The following is a 17,948-nucleotide window of genomic DNA, read 5'->3' as shown; positions in this document are numbered from 1 at the left end:
TCTAACCCTCTCGCCTTAGAATTCCAGGCCGCCCTCGCGGGCAGCGTCGGCCAGCGCTTTGACGCGGCCATGATAGATGTAACCGCCACGGTCGAAGACGACGGCGCTCACGCCATTGTCCTTGGCCCGCTTGGCAACCAGCTCACCAACAGCCTTCGCCGCGGCCACATCGGCCCCGGTCTTGAGGCTGCCGCGCAGATCCTTCTCGAGGGTCGAGGCGGACGCAACGGTCACACCCTTCTCATCGTCGATGATCTGAGCCGAAATGTGCTTGGAAGACCGGTACACCGACAGACGCGGACGTCCATTGGCGATCTTCTTCAGCGAACGGCGCACACGCTGCTTGCGGCGTTCGCGCATCTTGATTGAATTGCTCATCTGCCTGTTCCGCTCGCTTACTTCTTCTTGCCTTCCTTACGGAAGATATACTCGTCGGCATACTTCACGCCCTTGCCCTTGTAGGGCTCCGGCGGACGATAGCCGCGGATCTCCGCCGCAACCTGACCAACCTTCTGCTTGTCGGAACCGCTCACCACGATTTCCGTCGGCTTCGGGGTCTGGATCTGAATGCCCTCCGGCACCTCATAGATCACGTCATGGCTGAAACCGAGAGCCAGCTGCAGGTTCTGGCCCTGCATCTGGGCACGGTAGCCAACGCCGTTGATCTCGAGGGACTTCGAGAACCCTTCCGACACACCCTGGATCATGTTGGCAACCAGAGTACGCGACAGGCCCCACATGGCCCGCGCCCGCTGGCTGTCGTCCACCGGAGAAACGGTCACACCGTCCTCACCCTGGGAGATCGTGACTTCCGGTACCAGGGTCAGCTCAAGCTCACCCTTCGACCCTTTCGCCTTCACGGTCTGACCATCAATGGTCAGCGTGACGCCGCTTGCAACGGCGATAGGCTTTTTACCAATACGCGACATATCAATTCGCTCCTAGTCCGCTGGTTTGTTCAAAACCAGGCTCTTGCGAGCCCGAGCCTTAGAACACCTGGCAGAGAACCTCGCCGCCCACATTTTCATCGCGAGCGATGTGATCAGCCATCACACCCTTCGGAGTGGACAGAATGGAAATACCCAGCCCGTTATAGACACGGGGAAGGTCAGTCACCGACGAATAGACACGGCGACCGGGCTTCGAGACGCGCTTGATCTCCTGGATCACGGGCGCACCCTCGAAGTACTTGAGCTCGATCTCGAACTCCTTGCGGCCATTGTCATAGGACACTTCCGTGTAACCACGGATGTACCCTTCGGCCTGAAGCACATCAAGCACACGGCGGCGCAGGTTTGAGCCGGGCGTTGCCACCTTGCTCTTGCCACGCATCTGGCCGTTGCGGATACGGGTCAGCATATCGCCGAGAGGATCTGAAACAGACATCTGAACTCTCCTCTACCAGCTCGACTTGACCATGCCCGGGATCTTGCCTTCCGAGGCCAGATCACGAAGCGCGATACGCGACATCTTGAGCTTGCGGTAATAAGCCCGCGGACGACCGCTGACTTCGCAACGATTGCGAACACGGCTCGGTGCCGAATTGCGCGGCAGCGAGGACAGCTTCAGCTGCGCCTGGATCCGCTCTTCAATCGGCTTGTCCTGGTCACGCACGATCTCACGCAGCGCTTCGCGCTTTGCGGCGTACTTCTTGACAAGCTGCTGACGCCGCTTGTTCTTCTCGATGGCGCTCTTTTTCGCCATGCAGTCCTCCTAATCCCTACCGTATCGCTCAGCCGAAAGGCTTACGACGTGAAGGGGAAGTTGAGTTCGCGAAGGAGAGCCCTCGCCTCGTCATCAGTGGCGGCCGTGGTGCAGACGATGATGTCCATCCCCCACACGTGATCGACCTGGTCGTAATTGATTTCCGGGAACACGATGTGCTCCTTCAGACCCATGGCATAATTGCCGTTGCCGTCAAAGCTCTTCGGGTTCAGACCGCGGAAGTCACGCACGCGCGGGAGCGCGATGTTGACCAGGCGGTCGAGGAATTCATACATGCGTTCGCGGCGAAGTGTAACCTTTGCGCCGATATTCATGCCTTCACGCAGCTTGAAAGACGCTTCCGACTTCTTGGCCTTGGTCACCACGGCCTTCTGACCGGTGATGGCTTCGAGTGCCGCAACGGCGGAACCGATCTTCTTGCTGTCGCCAACGGCCACGGAGCCCGCGCCGATGTTGAGCACGATCTTGTCCAGCTTCGGAACCTGCATCGGGTTCTTGTAGCCAAACTCTTCGATCAGCTTCTGGCGAACGACATTGTCATACGTCGCGCGAGCGCGCGGGACGTAGTTTTCCAGTGCTGCTTCAGCCATCGATCACTTCTCCCGACCGCTTGGCGACGCGGACCTTGCGGCCGTCATCAAGCGTCTTGAAACCCACACGAGTCGCTTCCCCGGTCTTCGGGTCCTCGATCGCAATATTCGAAATGTTGATCGGCGCTTCCTTGGCGATGATCCCACCCTGTGCCTGGGGGGTCTGACGCTGGTGGCGGCGCACGATGTTGACGCCCTGGACGACGGCGCGGTTCTCGGACGGGAGCACCTTGAGCACTTCGCCCTTCTTGCCCTTGTCCTTGCCGGTCGTCACGACGACCTTGTCGCCCTTGCGGATCTTCAGTTTCACAGACATGGCTTACAGCACCTCCGGTGCGAGCGACACGATCTTCATCATGTTCTTGGCGCGCAGCTCACGGGTAACCGGGCCAAAAATACGCGTACCGATCGGCTCGCCATTGTTGTTCACCAGCACAGCCGCGTTGTTGTCAAAGCGGATTGCGCTCCCGTCAGGGCGGCGGATTTCCTTGGCGGTGCGAACGATCACCGCCTTCATCACGTCGCCCTTCTTAACGCGGCCGCGGGGGATGGCCTCTTTGATGCTGACCACGATCGTGTCGCCAACACTTGCGTATTTGCGCTTCGAGCCGCCCAGCACCTTGATGCACTGAACGCGGCGGGCGCCAGAATTGTCCGCGACGTCCAAGTTCGTCTGCATCTGGATCATTGTTCTATTCCTTCACGCGTCACGTAAGCGCGCTTACGACCTAACTAAAACTTGCCTTACAGCGATCGGGCTTACGCCGTCTCGCCAGTGAAGACTTCCCAGCGCTTGGTCTTGGAAATCGGGACGCATTCGCGAATGCGAACCGTATCGCCGACCTTGCAGGAATCACCGGCATCATGCGCGTGGTAACGCTTTGTCCGGCGGACGGTCTTCTTCATGACCGGGTCGGTGAAGCGACGCTCAACGAGCACCGTCACCGTATCTTTCATTTTGTCGCTGACCACGACACCCTGGAGCACGCGCTTTGGCATCTCGGGGTTCCTTCTAAATCTCGGTTACGCCGACGCTTCGGCCTTACGGCGCTGGCCCTGAATGGTCTTGATCCGGGCAATCGTGCGGCGGATCTCGCGCAGGCGCGCGGTATTCTCAAGCTGACCGGTGGCCCGCTGGAAGCGCATGTTGAAGGCTTCCTTGCGAAGCTTCACCACTTCGTCGTCCATCTGATCGGGCGTCATGTCCCGGACATCTGCGATCTTCATCGTCTCTATCCTCTTCGCCCCTTAGTGCTGGTCGCCCACGCGGGTGACCATGCGAACCTTCATCGGCAGCTTGGCGGCGCCAAGAGCCAGGGCTTCCTTGGCGACGTCGTGCGGCACGCCGTCAATCTCGAACATCACGCGGCCCGGCTTGACCCTGGCCACCCAATATTCCGGCGAACCCTTACCCTTACCCATGCGGACTTCGGTCGGCTTCTTGGAAACCGGCACATCCGGGAAGATACGGATCCACACACGGCCGGCACGCTTCATGTGGCGCGTGATGGCCCGGCGGGCTGCCTCGATCTGGCGCGCGGTAACACGCTCCGGCTCCATGGCCTTCAGGCCGTGCGAGCCGAAATTCAGGCTCGTTCCGCCCTTGGCTACGCCATGGATACGGCCCTTGTGGGCCTTACGGAATTTTGTGCGCTTTGGCTGCAGCATCTGTTACGTCCTCAAACTCTCAAACAGCACGTCCGGACATCAGTCCCGGCGCGGGCCGCGGCGCTCACGGTCGCCACCCGGGCGGCCACCTTCCTGAGCTGACATCGCACGGCGCTCATGCGCCATCGGGTCGTGCTCAAGGATCTCGCCCTTGAAAATCCAGACCTTGATGCCCGAGGCACCATAGGCGGTGAAAGCAGTCGACGTCGCATAGTCGATGTCGGCGCGCAGGGTGTGCAGGGGCACACGGCCTTCGCGGTACCACTCGACGCGGGCGATTTCAGCACCACCCAGGCGACCGCCGCAGGTGATACGAATGCCCTCGGCGCCCATCCGCATGGCGGACTGCACGGCGCGCTTCATGGCACGACGGAAAGCAACGCGGCGCTCAAGCTGCTGGGCGATGGAATCCGCTACCAGCTGCGCATCGATTTCCGGCTTGCGGACTTCAACGATATTCAGATGAACTTCGCTGTCCGTCATCGACTGGATCTTGCGGCGAAGGGTCTCGATATCCGCACCCTTCTTGCCGATCACCACACCCGGACGCGCCGTGTGAATGGTCACGCGGCACTTCTTGTGCGGACGCTCGATCACCACCTTGGAAACGCCGGCCTGCTTCAGCTCCTTCATCAGGAACTTGCGGATGCGGACATCCTCGTGAAGCAGGTCGCCATATTCACCGGTATTGGCGAACCAGCGGCTGTCCCAAGTGCGGTTGACGCCGAGGCGAAGACCGATCGGATTGACCTTATGTCCCATTACGCAGCTTCCCCTGTCTCGGCGCCCTTTTCGCGCACCACAATCGTGATCTGGCTGAACGGCTTTTCGATCCGGCCCACACGACCGCGTGCCCGCGGCTTCCAGCGCTTCATGATGAGGTTCTTGCCCACATAGGCCTCGGCAACAAACAGCTCATCCACATCCAGGTCGTGGTTATTCTCGGCATTGGCAATGGCGCTCTCGAGCACCTTCTTCACCGACTGCGAGATACGCTTCGGCGAGAAGGTCAGGTCGGCCAGTGCACGATCAACCTTCTGACCACGGATCGACTGAGCAACCAGGTTCAGCTTGCGCGGGCTGGTGCGCAGCATGCGGCCAACCGCACGCGCCTCATTGTCCGCCAGCTTGCGCGGCTTAGACGGCTTACCCATCGTTACTTCCTCTTCGCCTTCTTGTCGGCCGCGTGACCGTAATAGGTCCGCGTCGGTGCAAACTCACCGAACTTCTGGCCAACCATGTCTTCGGTCACCTGCACCGGCACATGCTTGTTGCCGTTGTAGACACCGAAATTGAGACCGACGAACTGCGGCAGAATGGTCGAACGGCGGGACCAGATCTTGATCACCTCGTTGCGGCCGGATTCGCGCGAAGCCTCAGCCTTCTTCAACAGATAGCCGTCTACGAACGGCCCTTTCCAAACGGAACGTGTCATTTACTTGGCCCTACCGCTTCTTCTTGCGCTGATGACGGCTGCGCACGATGTACTTGTCGGTCGACTTGTTGGACCGCGTACGGCGGCCCTTCGTCGGCTTGCCCCACGGCGTCACCGGGTGACGGCCACCGGAAGTACGGCCTTCACCACCACCATGCGGGTGATCGACCGGGTTCATGGCAACACCGCGCACCGTCGGGCGCCGACCCAGCCAGCGCGAACGGCCGGCCTTACCGAGCTTGATGTTCGACTGATCCGGGTTCGACACGGCACCGACCGTCGCCATGCACTCACCACGCACCAGGCGCTGCTCGCCCGACGCAAGGCGCAGGATGGCGTACCCCTGATCGCGGCCCACAAGCTGAACGAAGGTACCGGCGGAGCGGGCGATCTGACCGCCCTTGCCCGGCTTCATTTCCACATTGTGGATGATCGTACCGATCGGCATGGCGGACAGCGGCATTGCATTGCCCGGCTTCACGTCCACGCGGGCACCGGCAATGACGGTGTCGCCCTCGGCCAGACGCTGCGGCGCCAGGATGTAGGCCTGCTCGCCATCTTCGTACTTGATCAGCGCGATGAAGGCCGTGCGGTTGGGGTCATATTCAAGACGCTCAACCGTTGCCGGCACATCGAACTTGCGGCGCTTGAAGTCGATGATGCGATAGGTGCGCTTGTGACCACCACCGGTACGGAATGCCGTGGTGCGGCCCTTGTTGTTGCGACCGCCGGACTTGGTCAGGCCTTCGGTCAGGGTCTTGACCGGCTTGCCCTTCCAGAGACCGGAACGATCCACGGTGACCAGCTGACGCTGGCCCGGGGTCACCGGATTGTATTGTTTAAGTGCCATTGTTCTGCGTCGTCCTTAGAGTCCGGTGGTCACGTCAATGGAATGACCATCCGCCAGCGTGACGATTGCCTTCTTGATGTCGGACCGCTTGCCGAGCTGGCCGCGGAACCGCTTGACCTTGCCCTTCACGCGGATGGTGTTCACGGCCTTAACCTCGACCTTGAACAGCGTTTCCACAGCTTCCTTCACCTGCGGCTTGGTTGCCTCGAGCGGCACACGGAACACCACCTGGTTGTTCTCACCCGCAAGGGTGGACTTTTCGGTGATCACCGGCGCTTCGAGAACCTGATAGAGATCTTCGGTCTTCATGCGAACCGGGCCTCCAATGCTTCAACGGCCGACTTGGTCAGCACGAGAGTTTCGCAGCGCAGCACGTCGTACACATTGATGCCCTGCACCGGCAGAACGTCTGTATACGGCAGGTTGCGTGCCGCCAGAGCGAAGTTCTGGTCCAGCTCCGCACCATCAATGATGAGCGGCTTGTTGAGACCGAGCTTCGCGAAGGCGTCCTTCACGGTCTTGGTCTTGGGCTCGGCCAGCTTGGCTTCATCAAGCACGATCAGCGAACCGGCCTGTGCCTTGGTCGACAGGGCATGCTTCAGCGCCAGGTGGCGGATCTTCTTGTTGAGACCCGTCGCATGATCGCGCACGACCGGACCGAAGGCCTTGCCGCCACCACGGAACTGCGGAACCTTCTTGTTGCCGTGACGAGCACCACCGGTGCCCTTCTGCTTGTACATCTTCTTGGTCGTCCCGGAGATTTCGGAACGGCCCTTCGTCTTGTGGGTACCAGCGCGGCGCTTTGCCAGCTGGTAGGTCACCATGCGGTGCAGGATGTCGGCGCGCGGCTCAAGCGCGAACACGTCATCCGACAGCTCAACGCTGCCCGCCTTCTTGGCGTCGAGGGTCTGGACGTCCAGCTTCATCGTTTATGCCTCGTCCTTGTTCGTTGCTTCCTCGGCCACGGCTTCCTCAGCGGGAGCCTCGGCAGGAGCTTCAGCCGGCGCACCGGCGGAGCGGAACGCGCCCGGCATCGGCACACCATCCGGCAGCGGCTTCTTCACCGCGTCGCGCAGCTGCACCCAGCCGCCCTTGGAGCCCGGAATTGCGCCCTTCACCAGGATCAGGCCACGCTCAACGTCGGTCGACACAACTTCCAGGTTCTGCGTTGTCACGCGCACCTGGCCCATGTGACCGGCCATCTTCTTGCCCTTGAAGACCTTGCCCGGGTCCTGACACTGACCGGTCGAACCATGCGAACGGTGAGAGATCGACACACCGTGGGTCGCACGCAGACCGCCGAAGTTATGGCGCTTCATGCCACCGGCGAAGCCCTTACCGATGGAGACGCCACAGGCGTCCACATACTGCCCCGCAACGAAATGGTCGGCCTGCAGTTCGGCGCCCACATCGATGAGGTTTTCCGGGCTCACACGGAACTCCACCAGACGACGGCGCGGCTCAACCGACGCCTTCGAGAAGTGGCCGCGTTCGGCACGGGTGAGATTCTTGACCTTGACGGAGCCTGCACCGAGCTGGACGGCGGTGTAGCCGTTCTTCTCTTCCGTGCGCTGTCCGACAACCTGGCAACCTTCGAGCTTCAGCACGGTGACGGGAATATGCTTCCCCTCGTCCGTGAAGACCCGCGTCATGCCAACTTTCTGTGCGATCACGCCTGCGCGCATCTTTCGCACCCCTTCCTACAAATGAACCCTTAGAGCTTGATTTCGACGTCAACGCCGGCAGCGAGGTCGAGCTTCATCAGCGCGTCCACGGTCTGCGGAGTCGGGTCGACAATGTCGAGAAGACGCTTGTGCGTCCGGATCTCGAATTGCTCACGGCTCTTCTTGTCAATGTGCGGACCACGAAGCACGGTGAACTTCTCGATCCGGTTCGGCAGCGGGATCGGCCCACGCACCGTAGCACCCGTCCGCTTCGCGGTATTCACGATCTCCAGCGTCGATGCATCGAGAATGCGATGATCGAATGCTTTCAAACGAATGCGAATATTCTGGCTCTGCATGGAACCCTTATCCCGTATACGTCGGCCCGGAATGGGCCTTAGAAAGAACTGGCAGGCGCGCCCTCGTCGGGCGCGCCCGCGTGAAGTGTAAGTTACTCGATGATAGCGGAGACGACGCCTGCACCGACGGTGCGGCCGCCTTCACGGATGGCGAAGCGCAGCTTCTCTTCCATCGCGATCGGCACGATCAGCTCGACTTCCATCTCGCAGTTATCGCCCGGCATCACCATTTCCGTACCTTCCGGCAGCGTCACAACCCCCGTCACGTCCGTCGTGCGGAAGTAGAACTGCGGACGGTAGTTCGTGAAGAACGGCGTGTGACGGCCACCTTCGTCCTTGGTCAGGATGTAGGCCTCGGCCTTGAACTTCGTGTGCGGTGTGATCGAACCCGGCTTGCAGAGAACCTGGCCGCGCTCGATGTCGTTGCGGTCCACACCACGCAGCAGGCAGCCCACATTGTCGCCCGCTTCGCCCTGGTCCAGCAGCTTGCGGAACATCTCGACGCCCGTGACCGTCGTCTTCGTGGTGTCCTTGATGCCGACGATCTCGATTTCCTCGCCCACATTCACAACACCGCGCTCGATACGGCCCGTGGCAACCGTGCCGCGGCCGGAGATCGAGAACACGTCTTCCACCGGCATCAGGAACGGCTGGTCCTTCGGACGGTCCGGCGTCGGGATGAACTCGTCAACCGCAGCCATCAGCTCGAGGATCTTTTCCTTGCCGATATTGTCGTCACGGCCTTCAAGCGCCGCGAGAGCCGAACCGGCAACGATGGGGATATCGTCGCCCGGGAACTCGTAGGACGACAGAAGCTCACGCACTTCCATTTCCACGAGCTCGAGAAGCTCTTCGTCGTCAACCTGGTCGACCTTGTTCAGGAACACCACCAGCGCCGGCACGCCAACCTGACGGGCAAGCAGGATGTGCTCGCGGGTCTGCGGCATCGGGCCGTCAGCGGCATTCACCACCAGGATCGCGCCGTCCATCTGCGCCGCACCCGTGATCATGTTCTTCACATAGTCAGCGTGGCCCGGGCAGTCGACGTGGGCGTAGTGACGGTTTTCCGTCTCGTACTCAACGTGCGCCGTCGAGATGGTGATGCCGCGCGCCTTCTCTTCAGGCGCCTTGTCAATGTCGGCATAGTCCGAAAATTCAGCACCGCCGCTCTCGGCAAGCACCTTCGTGATCGCAGCCGTCAGCGTCGTCTTGCCATGGTCAACGTGACCAATCGTGCCGATATTCGCGTGCGGCTTCGTGCGCTCAAACTTTTCCTTGGCCATCTCTTCTATCTTCCTCTGATGAGCCTGGTTCCAAACCGTTACCGGTTCTGATCCTTGGTATTGCGTTAAGCCCTTAGGCGAGCTTTGCGCGGACTTCGTCAGACACCGCCTGCGGCACCTGCTCGTAGTGGTCGAACTGCATGGTGTACTGGGCACGCCCCTGGGACATGGACCGCAGCGTGTTCACGTAACCGAACATGTTGGCCAGCGGAACCATGGCGGAAATCACCGTGGCGTTGCCGCGGGCTTCCGTGCCGGAAATCTGACCGCGACGGGAGTTCAGGTCACCGATCACGTCGCCCATGTAGTCTTCCGGCGTCACGACCTCGACATTCATCACCGGCTCGAGGAGCACGACACCGAGCTCGTCAGACGCTTCGCGGAACGCGGCGCGGGCAGCGATTTCGAAGGCCATGATGCTGGAGTCAACGTCATGGTAGGCGCCGTCAACCAGCTGCACCTTGAAGTCCAGCATCGGGAAGCCGGCAAGGATGCCGCCTTCACGGACACTCTCGATGCCTTTCTCGACACCCGGGATGTATTCCTTCGGCACCGAACCACCGACAATCTTGCTGGAGAACTCGTAGCCCTCGCCCGGCTCGCATGGCGTGAAGTCGAGCTTCACGCGGGCGAACTGGCCCGAACCACCGGTCTGCTTCTTGTGGGTGTAGTCGACGGTTGCCGGCTTGGTGATCGTCTCACGATAAGCCACCTGCGGCGCGCCGACATTGGCTTCCACCTTAAACTCGCGCTTCAGGCGGTCGACAATGATGTCGAGGTGAAGCTCGCCCATGCCCTTGATCACCGTCTGACCGGACTCTTCATCCGACGTCACACGGAAGGACGGGTCTTCCTGCGCCAGGCGCGACAGGGCCAGCCCCATCTTTTCCTGGTCGCCCTTGGTCTTCGGCTCAACGGCAACCTCAATCACCGGCTCCGGGAATTCCATGCGCTCGAGGATCACCGGACGGTTCGGATCGCACAGCGTATCACCGGTGGTGGTGTCCTTGAGGCCAGCGATGGCGACGATGTCACCAGCTGCGGCTTCCTTGATGTCCTCACGCGAATTGGAGTGCATGAGCAGCATGCGGCCAACGCGCTCGCGCTTGTCCTTCACGGTGTTGAGAACCGAGGAACCGGTCTCGAGCTTGCCCGAATAGATGCGGGCGAAGGTCAGCGAGCCGACGAACGGGTCGTTCATGATCTTGAAGGCAAGCGCAGCGAACGGCTCGTCATCGTCAGACTTGCGGGTCGTGTCAGCTTCCGTCTTCGGGTCGATACCCTTAATGGCCGGCACGTCCAGCGGCGACGGCATGAAGTTCACGACGGCGTCCAGCAGCGGCTGCACACCCTTGTTCTTGAAGGCAGTGCCGCACAGCACCGGCACAAACACCTGATCGATGGTGCCCTTGCGGATCAGCGCAATGAGACCGGCCTCATCCGGCTCGTTGCCTTCGAGATAGGCTTCCATGGCATCATCGTCTGCCTCAACGGCAGTTTCGATGAGCTTGGAGCGATACTCGTCAGCCTGGTCTTTCAGATCAGCCGGAATGTCGGTGTACTCGAACTCGGCGCCCAGGCTCTCGTCCTTCCAGACGATGGCCTGCATCTTCACAAGATCAACGACACCCACGAAATCAGCTTCGGCACCGATCGGCAACTGCGTCACGAGCGGGGTTGCGCCGAGGCGGTCGACGATCATGTCCACGCAACGGAAGAAGTCGGCACCCATGCGGTCCAGTTTGTTGACGAAGCACATGCGCGGAACGCTGTACTTGTCGGCCTGACGCCACACGGTTTCAGACTGCGGCTCCACACCGGCCACACCGTCAAACACGGCAACGGCGCCATCGAGCACGCGCAGGGAACGCTCGACCTCAATGGTGAAGTCCACGTGGCCAGGGGTGTCGATGATGTTGATCCGGTGGTCATTCCAGAAGCAAGTCGTCGCGGCGGACGTGATGGTGATGCCGCGTTCCTGCTCCTGCTCCATCCAGTCCATGGTGGCTGCGCCATCATGCACCTCACCGATCTTGTGAGACCGGCCGGTGTAATAAAGGATGCGCTCAGTCGTCGTCGTCTTACCAGCATCGATGTGCGCCATGATGCCGATATTGCGATAGTCCTTGAGCGGTGTCGTACGCGCAACCATTGGATGAAGCCTCTAAAACCTGGAGCCGAATTGGTCAGTCAGTAAACGGTGCCGGGAACTACCAGCGATAGTGCGAGAAGGCACGGTTGGCTTCCGCCATACGGTGCGTGTCTTCACGCTTCTTGATGGCGGCGCCGCGGTTGTTGGCAGCATCCAGGAGCTCACCAGCAAGACGGTCCGTCATGGTCTTTTCGTTGCGGGCGCGCGACGCATTGATCACCCAACGGATGGCCAGCGCACGACGACGGTCCGGACGAACTTCAACCGGGACCTGATAAGTGGCACCACCCACACGGCGGGAGCGCACTTCCACAGCCGGCATCACATTGTTCAGCGCGTCGTGGAACATCTGGATCGGATCCTGGGAGGTCTTCTCCTGCATCTGATCGAAGGCGCCGTACACGATCTGCTCGGCAGCCGACTTCTTGCCGTCATACATCAGGCAATTCATGAACTTGGTGACAACCTCATCGCCGAACTTGGGATCGGGGATGATTTCGCGTTTTTCAGCGCGGTGACGACGTGACATCTCTTCTTTCCCCTCGCCTTACTTCGGACGCTTCGCGCCGTACTTCGAACGGCGCTGCTTGCGGTCCTTGACGCCCTGGGTATCCAGCACACCGCGGATGATGTGGTAACGCACACCCGGAAGGTCCTTCACACGGCCGCCGCGGATCATCACCACGGAGTGCTCCTGGAGGTTGTGACCTTCACCCGGGATGTAGCTGGTGACTTCGAAACCATTGTTCAGGCGCACGCGGGCGACCTTACGAAGGGCCGAGTTCGGCTTCTTCGGCGTGGTGGTGTAGACGCGGGTGCACACGCCACGCTTCTGCGGGCAGGCTTCCATCGCCGGCACCTTGTTCCGCTTCAGCTGCGGCTGGCGCGGCTTGCGGATGAGCTGGTTAATCGTCGGCATAAGAGCTTTTCGACGCCTTCTCTGTTGTGTCGCCCGCCAATACGGGCACTTGATCCACCCTGCCCCGTTACCGGAAACAGGCAAAAAATCTTCTCTTTGAAGAAAACCTTAAAACACGGCAACCGAATAAGAATCGGCGCGCCTCGCTGGTCCACCCAGAAGAGTGGATGATCCAGCGGCACGCCAAATTGGACCAGACGGACATACATCCGAAGGCCCAAAAACGCAGAGGAACCAAGGGGTTAGCCCCGGTTCGTGCTCCGGTAGAGTGCTCATTGGCTTTCTTTAACAGCGTTTAGGCCGGGGCTCGAGCCGCCTGATTCACCTACTGCCTGCCTCAAAAAGTGCGCGGAAACTACCGACGTGCCCCCGCCACGTCAAGGGCAATGCTGCAAAATCCCCCGGTTTTCCCCTTCCAGCACGCATGCCAGCCCTGTGGACCGCAGGTAACGGCCTAAAGCGGCCGAGCCGAGGCTGTTTTCAGCGGGTGACCGCCCATCAACAAGGCGAGCTTCCATCCTGACACCACCCTGTCAGGAGCCCTGTGTCACACCTCTGCCAACTGAGAACATCCGAATCTCCCACTTAACGCGAACCACACTCAAGAGAGATAACAATGAAGCCTGATTACATCGTCCTGGGCACCAATGACATGGAGGCTTCAGTCAGGTTCTATGAAGCCCTTTTCGAGAAAACCGATCTCGCAATCGTCCACGCTACGGACAGAATGACTTTCTGGCAGAGCGGAAACCATGGGGCAGACTTTGCCTTCGCGGTGGCAAAGCCATTCGACGGGCAGCCTGCAACCACAGGAAACGGATCAATGATCGGCTTCAGTGCTGCCTCGCCGGACGAGGTGAAAAGCCTCCACAAGAGGGTAATTGAGCTTGGCGGCACCTGCGAAGGCGAGCCCGGTCAACGAGGACCACGCTATTCGGCTTATGCAAGGGATCTGGACGGGAACAAGATAGCCTTCTTCGTCTGAAATCGTGGATAGAGACGAATTGTCAAAAGAAAGGGCCGCGGAACATCTGTCCCGCGGCCCTGTCATTTACGTAGCAGCTATCGGCTTAAGCAACTTCGCCAGCAGCCTCCGCCTCGCCCTCTTCAAGGACCGGGGCAGTGACACCACGGCTATCCATGATAGTCTCGTCGCGGTCCGCCGCCTCATGCTTGAGACGGTTGAGAAGCGCACCCGTGCCCGCCGGAATGAGGCGGCCCACGATGACGTTTTCCTTGAGGCCGATCAGGTGGTCCTGCTTGCCGCTGACCGAAGCTTCAGTCAGGACGCGCGTGGTCTCCTGGAACGAGGCCGCCGAGATGAACGAACGCGTCTGCAGCGAGGCCTTGGTGATACCCAGCAGAACCGGGTTGCCCTTGGCCGGCGTGCCGCCTTCGGCCTCCACCTTCTCATTGATCTCGTCGAACTCGACGCGGTCGAGCTGCTCGCCCGACAGAAGCGACGTGTCGCCAGCATCCGTAACCTCAACCTTCTGCAGCATCTGGCGAACGATCACCTCGATGTGCTTGTCGTTGATGTTCACACCCTGCAGGCGATAGACCTCCTGGATTTCGTTGACGAGGTAGCGTGCGAGCTCCTCGACACCCGAAATGGCAAGGATGTCATGCGGTGCCGGGTTGCCGTCGAGCAGGTATTCACCCTTCTCGATGAAATCGCCCTCGCGCACCGACAGATGCTTGCCCTTGGGGATGAGATATTCGACAGGCTCGATGCTCTCATCCTTCGGGCGCACGATGATGCGGCGCTTGTTCTTGTAGTCACGGCCGAACTCGACCACGCCATCGGCTTCCGCGATGACGGCGTTGTCCTTCGGACGGCGTGCTTCGAACAGTTCCGCAACGCGCGGCAGACCACCGGTAATGTCACGCGTCTTGGCACCTTCCGTTGGAATACGTGCCAGCACGTCACCGGCATGGACCTCCGCCCCGTCTTCGACGGAGAGAATGGCGTCCACCGACAGGAGGTAGCGGGCCTCGTTGCCATTGGCGAGCTTCAGCACCTGGCCGTTCTTGCCCTTGAGCACGATGGCCGGCTTGAGGTCCGCCGAGCGGGTCGACGCACGCCAGTCCACAACCACCTTGGACGAGATACCCGTTGCTTCATCCGCCACTTCACGGATGGTCACACCGTCGATCACATCCTCGAAGGCAACGATGCCCTCACGCTCGGTGATGATCGGCAGGGTATAGGGATCCCATTCAGCCATACGCTGACCGCGCTCGACCTGATCCCCATCCTTCACACGCAGGCGCGTGCCATAGGACAGACGGTGCGTGGCAAGCTCAGTGCCTTCCGCGTCAGACACGATGATCTGCGAGTTGCGGCCCATCACAATGATGTTGCCCGAGCTGTCCGTCACCAGTTCCGGATTGGAAATGGTCACAGAGCCCGCATGGTTGGACTCGATGAACGAGGAGTCAACCACCTGCGCCGTGCCACCAATGTGGAAGGTACGCATGGTCAACTGGGTGCCCGGTTCACCGATCGACTGGGCGGCGATGACGCCGACAGCTTCGCCCATGTTGACGGGCGTACCGCGGGCCAGGTCACGGCCATAGCACTTGCCGCAAACACCGCCGCGCGTCTTACAGGTCAGCACCGACCGGATCAGCACCTGCTGGATACCGGCAGCTTCCACCAGTTCCACCAGCGGCTCGGTGATCTCTTCGCCCTTCGGCACGATCACTTCGCCCGTCGACGGATGCACGATGTCATTGGCCGGGGTACGGCCAAGGATACGGCTGCCGAGCGACGCCAACACTTCACCGCTGTCGATGACGGCGCCGACGGTCAGCCCCTCTTCGCTGCCGCAATCCGGCTCGATGATGATGCAGTCCTGCGCCACGTCCACCAGACGACGGGTCAGGTAACCCGAGTTGGCGGTCTTGAGCGCGGTGTCGGCAAGGCCCTTACGTGCACCGTGGGTCGAGTTGAAGTACTCGAGCACGGTCAGGCCTTCCTTGAAGTTCGAGATGATCGGCGTCTCGATGATTTCGCCCGACGGCTTGGCCATCAGGCCACGCATGCCGGCAAGCTGCTTCATCTGAGCGGGCGAACCACGGGCACCGGAATGGGACATCATGTAGATCGAGTTGATGTCCTTGGTGCGGTTCGTCTCTTCGTCGATCTGCACCGACGAGATCTTGCCCATCATTTCCTCGGCCACGGCGTCCGTGCACTTGGCCCAGGCGTCAACGACCTTGTTGTACTTCTCGCCCTGCGTGATCAGGCCGTCGATGTACTGCTGCTCGTACTCATTGGCGAGGGTACGGGTCTTCTCGACCAGATCTTCCTTCGCCTCGGGCACCACCATGTCGTCCTTGCCGAACGAGATGCCGGCGCGGCAGGCACGGGCAAAACCAAGACCCATGATCCGGTCACAGAAGATCACCGTCTCCTTCTGACCGGTGTGGCGGTACACCACGTCGATCATCGCGGAGATGGCCTTCTTGGTCATCAGCTTGTTGACGAGGTCATAGGGCACGTTCGGATGACGCGGCAGCAGGTCACCGATCAGCATGCGGCCCGGCGTCGTGTCCAGCACGTGGGACACGTCGTTGCCGTCCTCATCCTTGGTGATCCAGCGGGCCTTCACCTTGGCGTGCAGCGTGACAGCACCGGCATCGAGCGCGTGCTCGATTTCCTTGACGTCGGCAAACACCATGCCCTCGCCCGGCTCGTTCTCCTTCTCCAGCGAGAGATAGTAGAGACCAAGCACGATATCCTGAGACGGCACGATGATCGGCGTACCGTCAGCCGGATGCAGGATGTTGTTGGTGGACATCATCAGCACACGGGCTTCGAGCTGCGCTTCGAGCGACAGAGGCACGTGCACGGCCATCTGGTCACCGTCAAAGTCGGCGTTGAACGCCGCGCAGACGAGCGGGTGCAGCTGAATGGCCTTACCTTCGATGAGGGTCGGCTCGAAGGCCTGGATGCCCAGACGGTGAAGCGTCGGCGCACGGTTGAGCATGACCGGATGCTCGCGGATCACCTCTTCGAGGATATCCCAGACTTCCGGCTTCTCTTTCTCGACCAGCTTCTTGGCCTGCTTGATGGTCGCAGCCAGACCCTTGGCCTCGAGGCGCGAATAGATGAACGGCTTGAACAGCTCAAGCGCCATCTTCTTCGGCAGGCCGCACTGATGCAGCTTGAGCTCCGGGCCCACCACGATCACCGAACGACCGGAATAGTCGACGCGCTTGCCGAGCAGGTTCTGACGGAAGCGGCCCTGCTTGCCCTTGAGCATGTCGGACAGCGACTTCAGCGGTCGCTTGTTGGCACCGGTGATGACACGGCCACGGCGGCCATTGTCGAACAGGGCATCAACCGCTTCCTGAAGCATGCGCTTTTCGTTGCGGATGATGATGTCCGGCGCGCGCAGCTCCATCAGCCGCTTCAGGCGGTTGTTACGGTTGATGACGCGGCGATAAAGATCGTTGAGGTCGGACGTCGCGAAGCGGCCGCCATCAAGCGGCACCAGCGGGCGCAGTTCCGGCGGAATGACCGGCACGACCGTCATGATCATCCATTCCGGACGGTTGCCGGATTCCATGAAGGCCTCAACAACCTTCAGGCGCTTGGCGAGCTTCTTCGGCTTCAGCTCGGTGGTCGCCTCGGCAATCTCGACGCGCAGCTCGGCGGCGATCTTCTCAAGGTCGAGCGCCATCAGCATGTCGCGGATCGCTTCAGCACCAATGCCGGCAGTGAAAGCATCTTCGCCGTACTCGTCCTGCGCATCGATGTATTCGTCTTCGGTCAGGAGCTGATGCAGCTTCAGCGGCGTCAGGCCCGGCTCGGTGACGATATAGCTCTCGAAGTAAAGAACGCGCTCAAGATCCTTCAGCGCCATGTCCAGCAGAAGACCGATCCGGGACGGAAGCGACTTCAGGAACCAGATATGGGCGACAGGCGCGGCCAGCTCGATGTGGCCCATGCGCTCGCGGCGGACCTTCGAGAGGGTCACTTCCACGCCGCACTTTTCGCAGATGATGCCCTTGTACTTCATCCGCTTGTACTTGCCGCACAGGCACTCATAGTCCTTGGTCGGACCAAAGATGCGCGCGCAGAACAGGCCGTCACGCTCCGGCTTGAAAGTACGGTAGTTGATGGTTTCCGGCTTCTTCACCTCACCATACGACCAGGAGAGAATCTTCTCCGGCGCAGCGATCGAGATCTTGATCGCATCGAACGTCTCGGCGACGCCCGAGGGGTTGAAAACGTTGCTGAGGACTTCCTGGTTCATGAACCGCCTCTTCAGGGTGCCCCTGCCCGCTTTGGG

24 protein-coding genes are annotated in these 17,948 nt (G+C 60.6%); 1 reads left to right on the top strand and 23 read right to left on the bottom strand.

What is annotated here, in order from left to right:
- Positions 1–15 precede the first annotated feature (15 nt).
- The 22 genes from rplR to rpsL form a co-directional block, all read right to left on the bottom strand.
- Complete coding sequence (gene rplR / locus HG718_RS05150; RefSeq protein WP_027837637.1) at positions 16–378, bottom strand: 50S ribosomal protein L18; 363 nt, start codon at positions 376–378, stop codon at positions 16–18.
- A 17-nt stretch (positions 379–395) separates the two neighbouring features.
- Positions 396–929, bottom strand: a complete 534-nt coding sequence (gene rplF, locus HG718_RS05145; protein ID WP_027837636.1) for a 50S ribosomal protein L6 — start codon at positions 927–929, stop codon at positions 396–398.
- Between the two features lie 58 nt (positions 930–987).
- On the bottom strand, positions 988–1,386 hold the full coding sequence (gene rpsH / locus HG718_RS05140) for a 30S ribosomal protein S8 (RefSeq protein ID WP_027837635.1): 399 nt from the start codon (positions 1,384–1,386) through the stop codon (positions 988–990).
- A gap of 12 nt (positions 1,387–1,398) precedes the next feature.
- Positions 1,399–1,704 carry a 30S ribosomal protein S14 gene (gene rpsN, locus HG718_RS05135; protein WP_027837634.1) on the bottom strand — a complete coding sequence of 102 codons (306 nt, stop codon included), beginning with the start codon at positions 1,702–1,704 and terminating at the stop codon, positions 1,399–1,401.
- Positions 1,705–1,745: 41 nt separating this feature from the next.
- A complete protein-coding gene (gene rplE / locus HG718_RS05130) occupies positions 1,746–2,315 on the bottom strand; it encodes a 50S ribosomal protein L5 (protein WP_027837633.1) in 570 nt (189 codons plus the stop codon).
- Complete coding sequence (rplX, locus tag HG718_RS05125) at positions 2,308–2,625, bottom strand: 50S ribosomal protein L24 (protein ID WP_160588117.1); 318 nt, start codon at positions 2,623–2,625, stop codon at positions 2,308–2,310. The genes rplE and rplX overlap by 8 nt, the downstream gene beginning before the upstream one ends.
- A gap of 9 nt (positions 2,626–2,634) precedes the next feature.
- Positions 2,635–3,003 carry a 50S ribosomal protein L14 gene (gene rplN, locus HG718_RS05120; protein ID WP_027837631.1) on the bottom strand — a complete coding sequence of 123 codons (369 nt, stop codon included), beginning with the start codon at positions 3,001–3,003 and terminating at the stop codon, positions 2,635–2,637.
- 71 nt (positions 3,004–3,074) lie between these two features.
- Complete coding sequence (gene rpsQ / locus HG718_RS05115; protein WP_027837630.1) at positions 3,075–3,314, bottom strand: 30S ribosomal protein S17; 240 nt, start codon at positions 3,312–3,314, stop codon at positions 3,075–3,077.
- 24 nt (positions 3,315–3,338) lie between these two features.
- Complete coding sequence (rpmC, locus tag HG718_RS05110) at positions 3,339–3,542, bottom strand: 50S ribosomal protein L29 (RefSeq protein ID WP_027837629.1); 204 nt, start codon at positions 3,540–3,542, stop codon at positions 3,339–3,341.
- A gap of 21 nt (positions 3,543–3,563) precedes the next feature.
- The gene (rplP, locus tag HG718_RS05105) at positions 3,564–3,983 is read right to left on the bottom strand and encodes a 50S ribosomal protein L16 (protein WP_027837628.1); all 420 of its coding nucleotides are present in this window, start codon (positions 3,981–3,983) and stop codon (positions 3,564–3,566) included.
- A 39-nt stretch (positions 3,984–4,022) separates the two neighbouring features.
- A complete protein-coding gene (gene rpsC / locus HG718_RS05100; protein WP_160587622.1) occupies positions 4,023–4,745 on the bottom strand; it encodes a 30S ribosomal protein S3 in 723 nt (240 codons plus the stop codon).
- A complete protein-coding gene (rplV, locus tag HG718_RS05095; RefSeq protein ID WP_027837626.1) occupies positions 4,745–5,137 on the bottom strand; it encodes a 50S ribosomal protein L22 in 393 nt (130 codons plus the stop codon). The genes rpsC and rplV overlap by 1 nt, the downstream gene beginning before the upstream one ends.
- 2 nt (positions 5,138–5,139) lie before the next feature.
- The gene (gene rpsS / locus HG718_RS05090; protein ID WP_027837625.1) at positions 5,140–5,418 is read right to left on the bottom strand and encodes a 30S ribosomal protein S19; all 279 of its coding nucleotides are present in this window, start codon (positions 5,416–5,418) and stop codon (positions 5,140–5,142) included.
- Between the two features lie 10 nt (positions 5,419–5,428).
- The gene (gene rplB, locus HG718_RS05085; RefSeq protein ID WP_027837624.1) at positions 5,429–6,268 is read right to left on the bottom strand and encodes a 50S ribosomal protein L2; all 840 of its coding nucleotides are present in this window, start codon (positions 6,266–6,268) and stop codon (positions 5,429–5,431) included.
- A gap of 15 nt (positions 6,269–6,283) precedes the next feature.
- Complete coding sequence (locus tag HG718_RS05080) at positions 6,284–6,577, bottom strand: 50S ribosomal protein L23 (RefSeq protein ID WP_027837623.1); 294 nt, start codon at positions 6,575–6,577, stop codon at positions 6,284–6,286.
- Positions 6,574–7,194, bottom strand: a complete 621-nt coding sequence (rplD, locus tag HG718_RS05075) for a 50S ribosomal protein L4 (RefSeq protein ID WP_160587621.1) — start codon at positions 7,192–7,194, stop codon at positions 6,574–6,576. The genes HG718_RS05080 and rplD overlap by 4 nt, the downstream gene beginning before the upstream one ends.
- Positions 7,195–7,197: 3 nt before the next feature.
- Positions 7,198–7,953 carry a 50S ribosomal protein L3 gene (gene rplC / locus HG718_RS05070; protein ID WP_027837621.1) on the bottom strand — a complete coding sequence of 252 codons (756 nt, stop codon included), beginning with the start codon at positions 7,951–7,953 and terminating at the stop codon, positions 7,198–7,200.
- 29 nt (positions 7,954–7,982) lie between these two features.
- Entirely contained in the window at positions 7,983–8,291 is a 309-nt protein-coding gene (rpsJ, locus tag HG718_RS05065) for a 30S ribosomal protein S10 (protein ID WP_027837620.1), read from the bottom strand.
- A 92-nt stretch (positions 8,292–8,383) separates the two neighbouring features.
- Entirely contained in the window at positions 8,384–9,574 is a 1,191-nt protein-coding gene (tuf, locus tag HG718_RS05060) for an elongation factor Tu (protein ID WP_170080183.1), read from the bottom strand.
- Positions 9,575–9,647: 73 nt separating this feature from the next.
- On the bottom strand, positions 9,648–11,726 hold the full coding sequence (fusA, locus tag HG718_RS05055) for an elongation factor G (protein ID WP_160589074.1): 2,079 nt from the start codon (positions 11,724–11,726) through the stop codon (positions 9,648–9,650).
- A 58-nt stretch (positions 11,727–11,784) separates the two neighbouring features.
- Complete coding sequence (gene rpsG / locus HG718_RS05050) at positions 11,785–12,255, bottom strand: 30S ribosomal protein S7 (protein ID WP_027844212.1); 471 nt, start codon at positions 12,253–12,255, stop codon at positions 11,785–11,787.
- An 18-nt stretch (positions 12,256–12,273) separates the two neighbouring features.
- Positions 12,274–12,645, bottom strand: a complete 372-nt coding sequence (gene rpsL / locus HG718_RS05045) for a 30S ribosomal protein S12 (protein WP_027844213.1) — start codon at positions 12,643–12,645, stop codon at positions 12,274–12,276.
- Between the two features lie 616 nt (positions 12,646–13,261).
- Here rpsL and HG718_RS05040 point away from each other — a divergent pair.
- On the top strand, positions 13,262–13,630 hold the full coding sequence (locus HG718_RS05040) for a VOC family protein (RefSeq protein ID WP_160589075.1): 369 nt from the start codon (positions 13,262–13,264) through the stop codon (positions 13,628–13,630).
- Positions 13,631–13,715: 85 nt separating this feature from the next.
- Here HG718_RS05040 and rpoC read toward each other — a convergent pair whose 3' ends face one another.
- A complete protein-coding gene (rpoC, locus tag HG718_RS05035) occupies positions 13,716–17,912 on the bottom strand; it encodes a DNA-directed RNA polymerase subunit beta' (RefSeq protein ID WP_160589076.1) in 4,197 nt (1,398 codons plus the stop codon).
- Positions 17,913–17,948 lie beyond the last annotated feature (36 nt).

Origin of the sequence: Pyruvatibacter mobilis, assembly GCF_012848855.1 — a bacterium.
Classification (GTDB): Bacteria; Pseudomonadota; Alphaproteobacteria; order CGMCC-115125; family CGMCC-115125; genus Pyruvatibacter; species Pyruvatibacter mobilis.
This window is presented reverse-complemented; position numbering and strand designations above follow the sequence as displayed.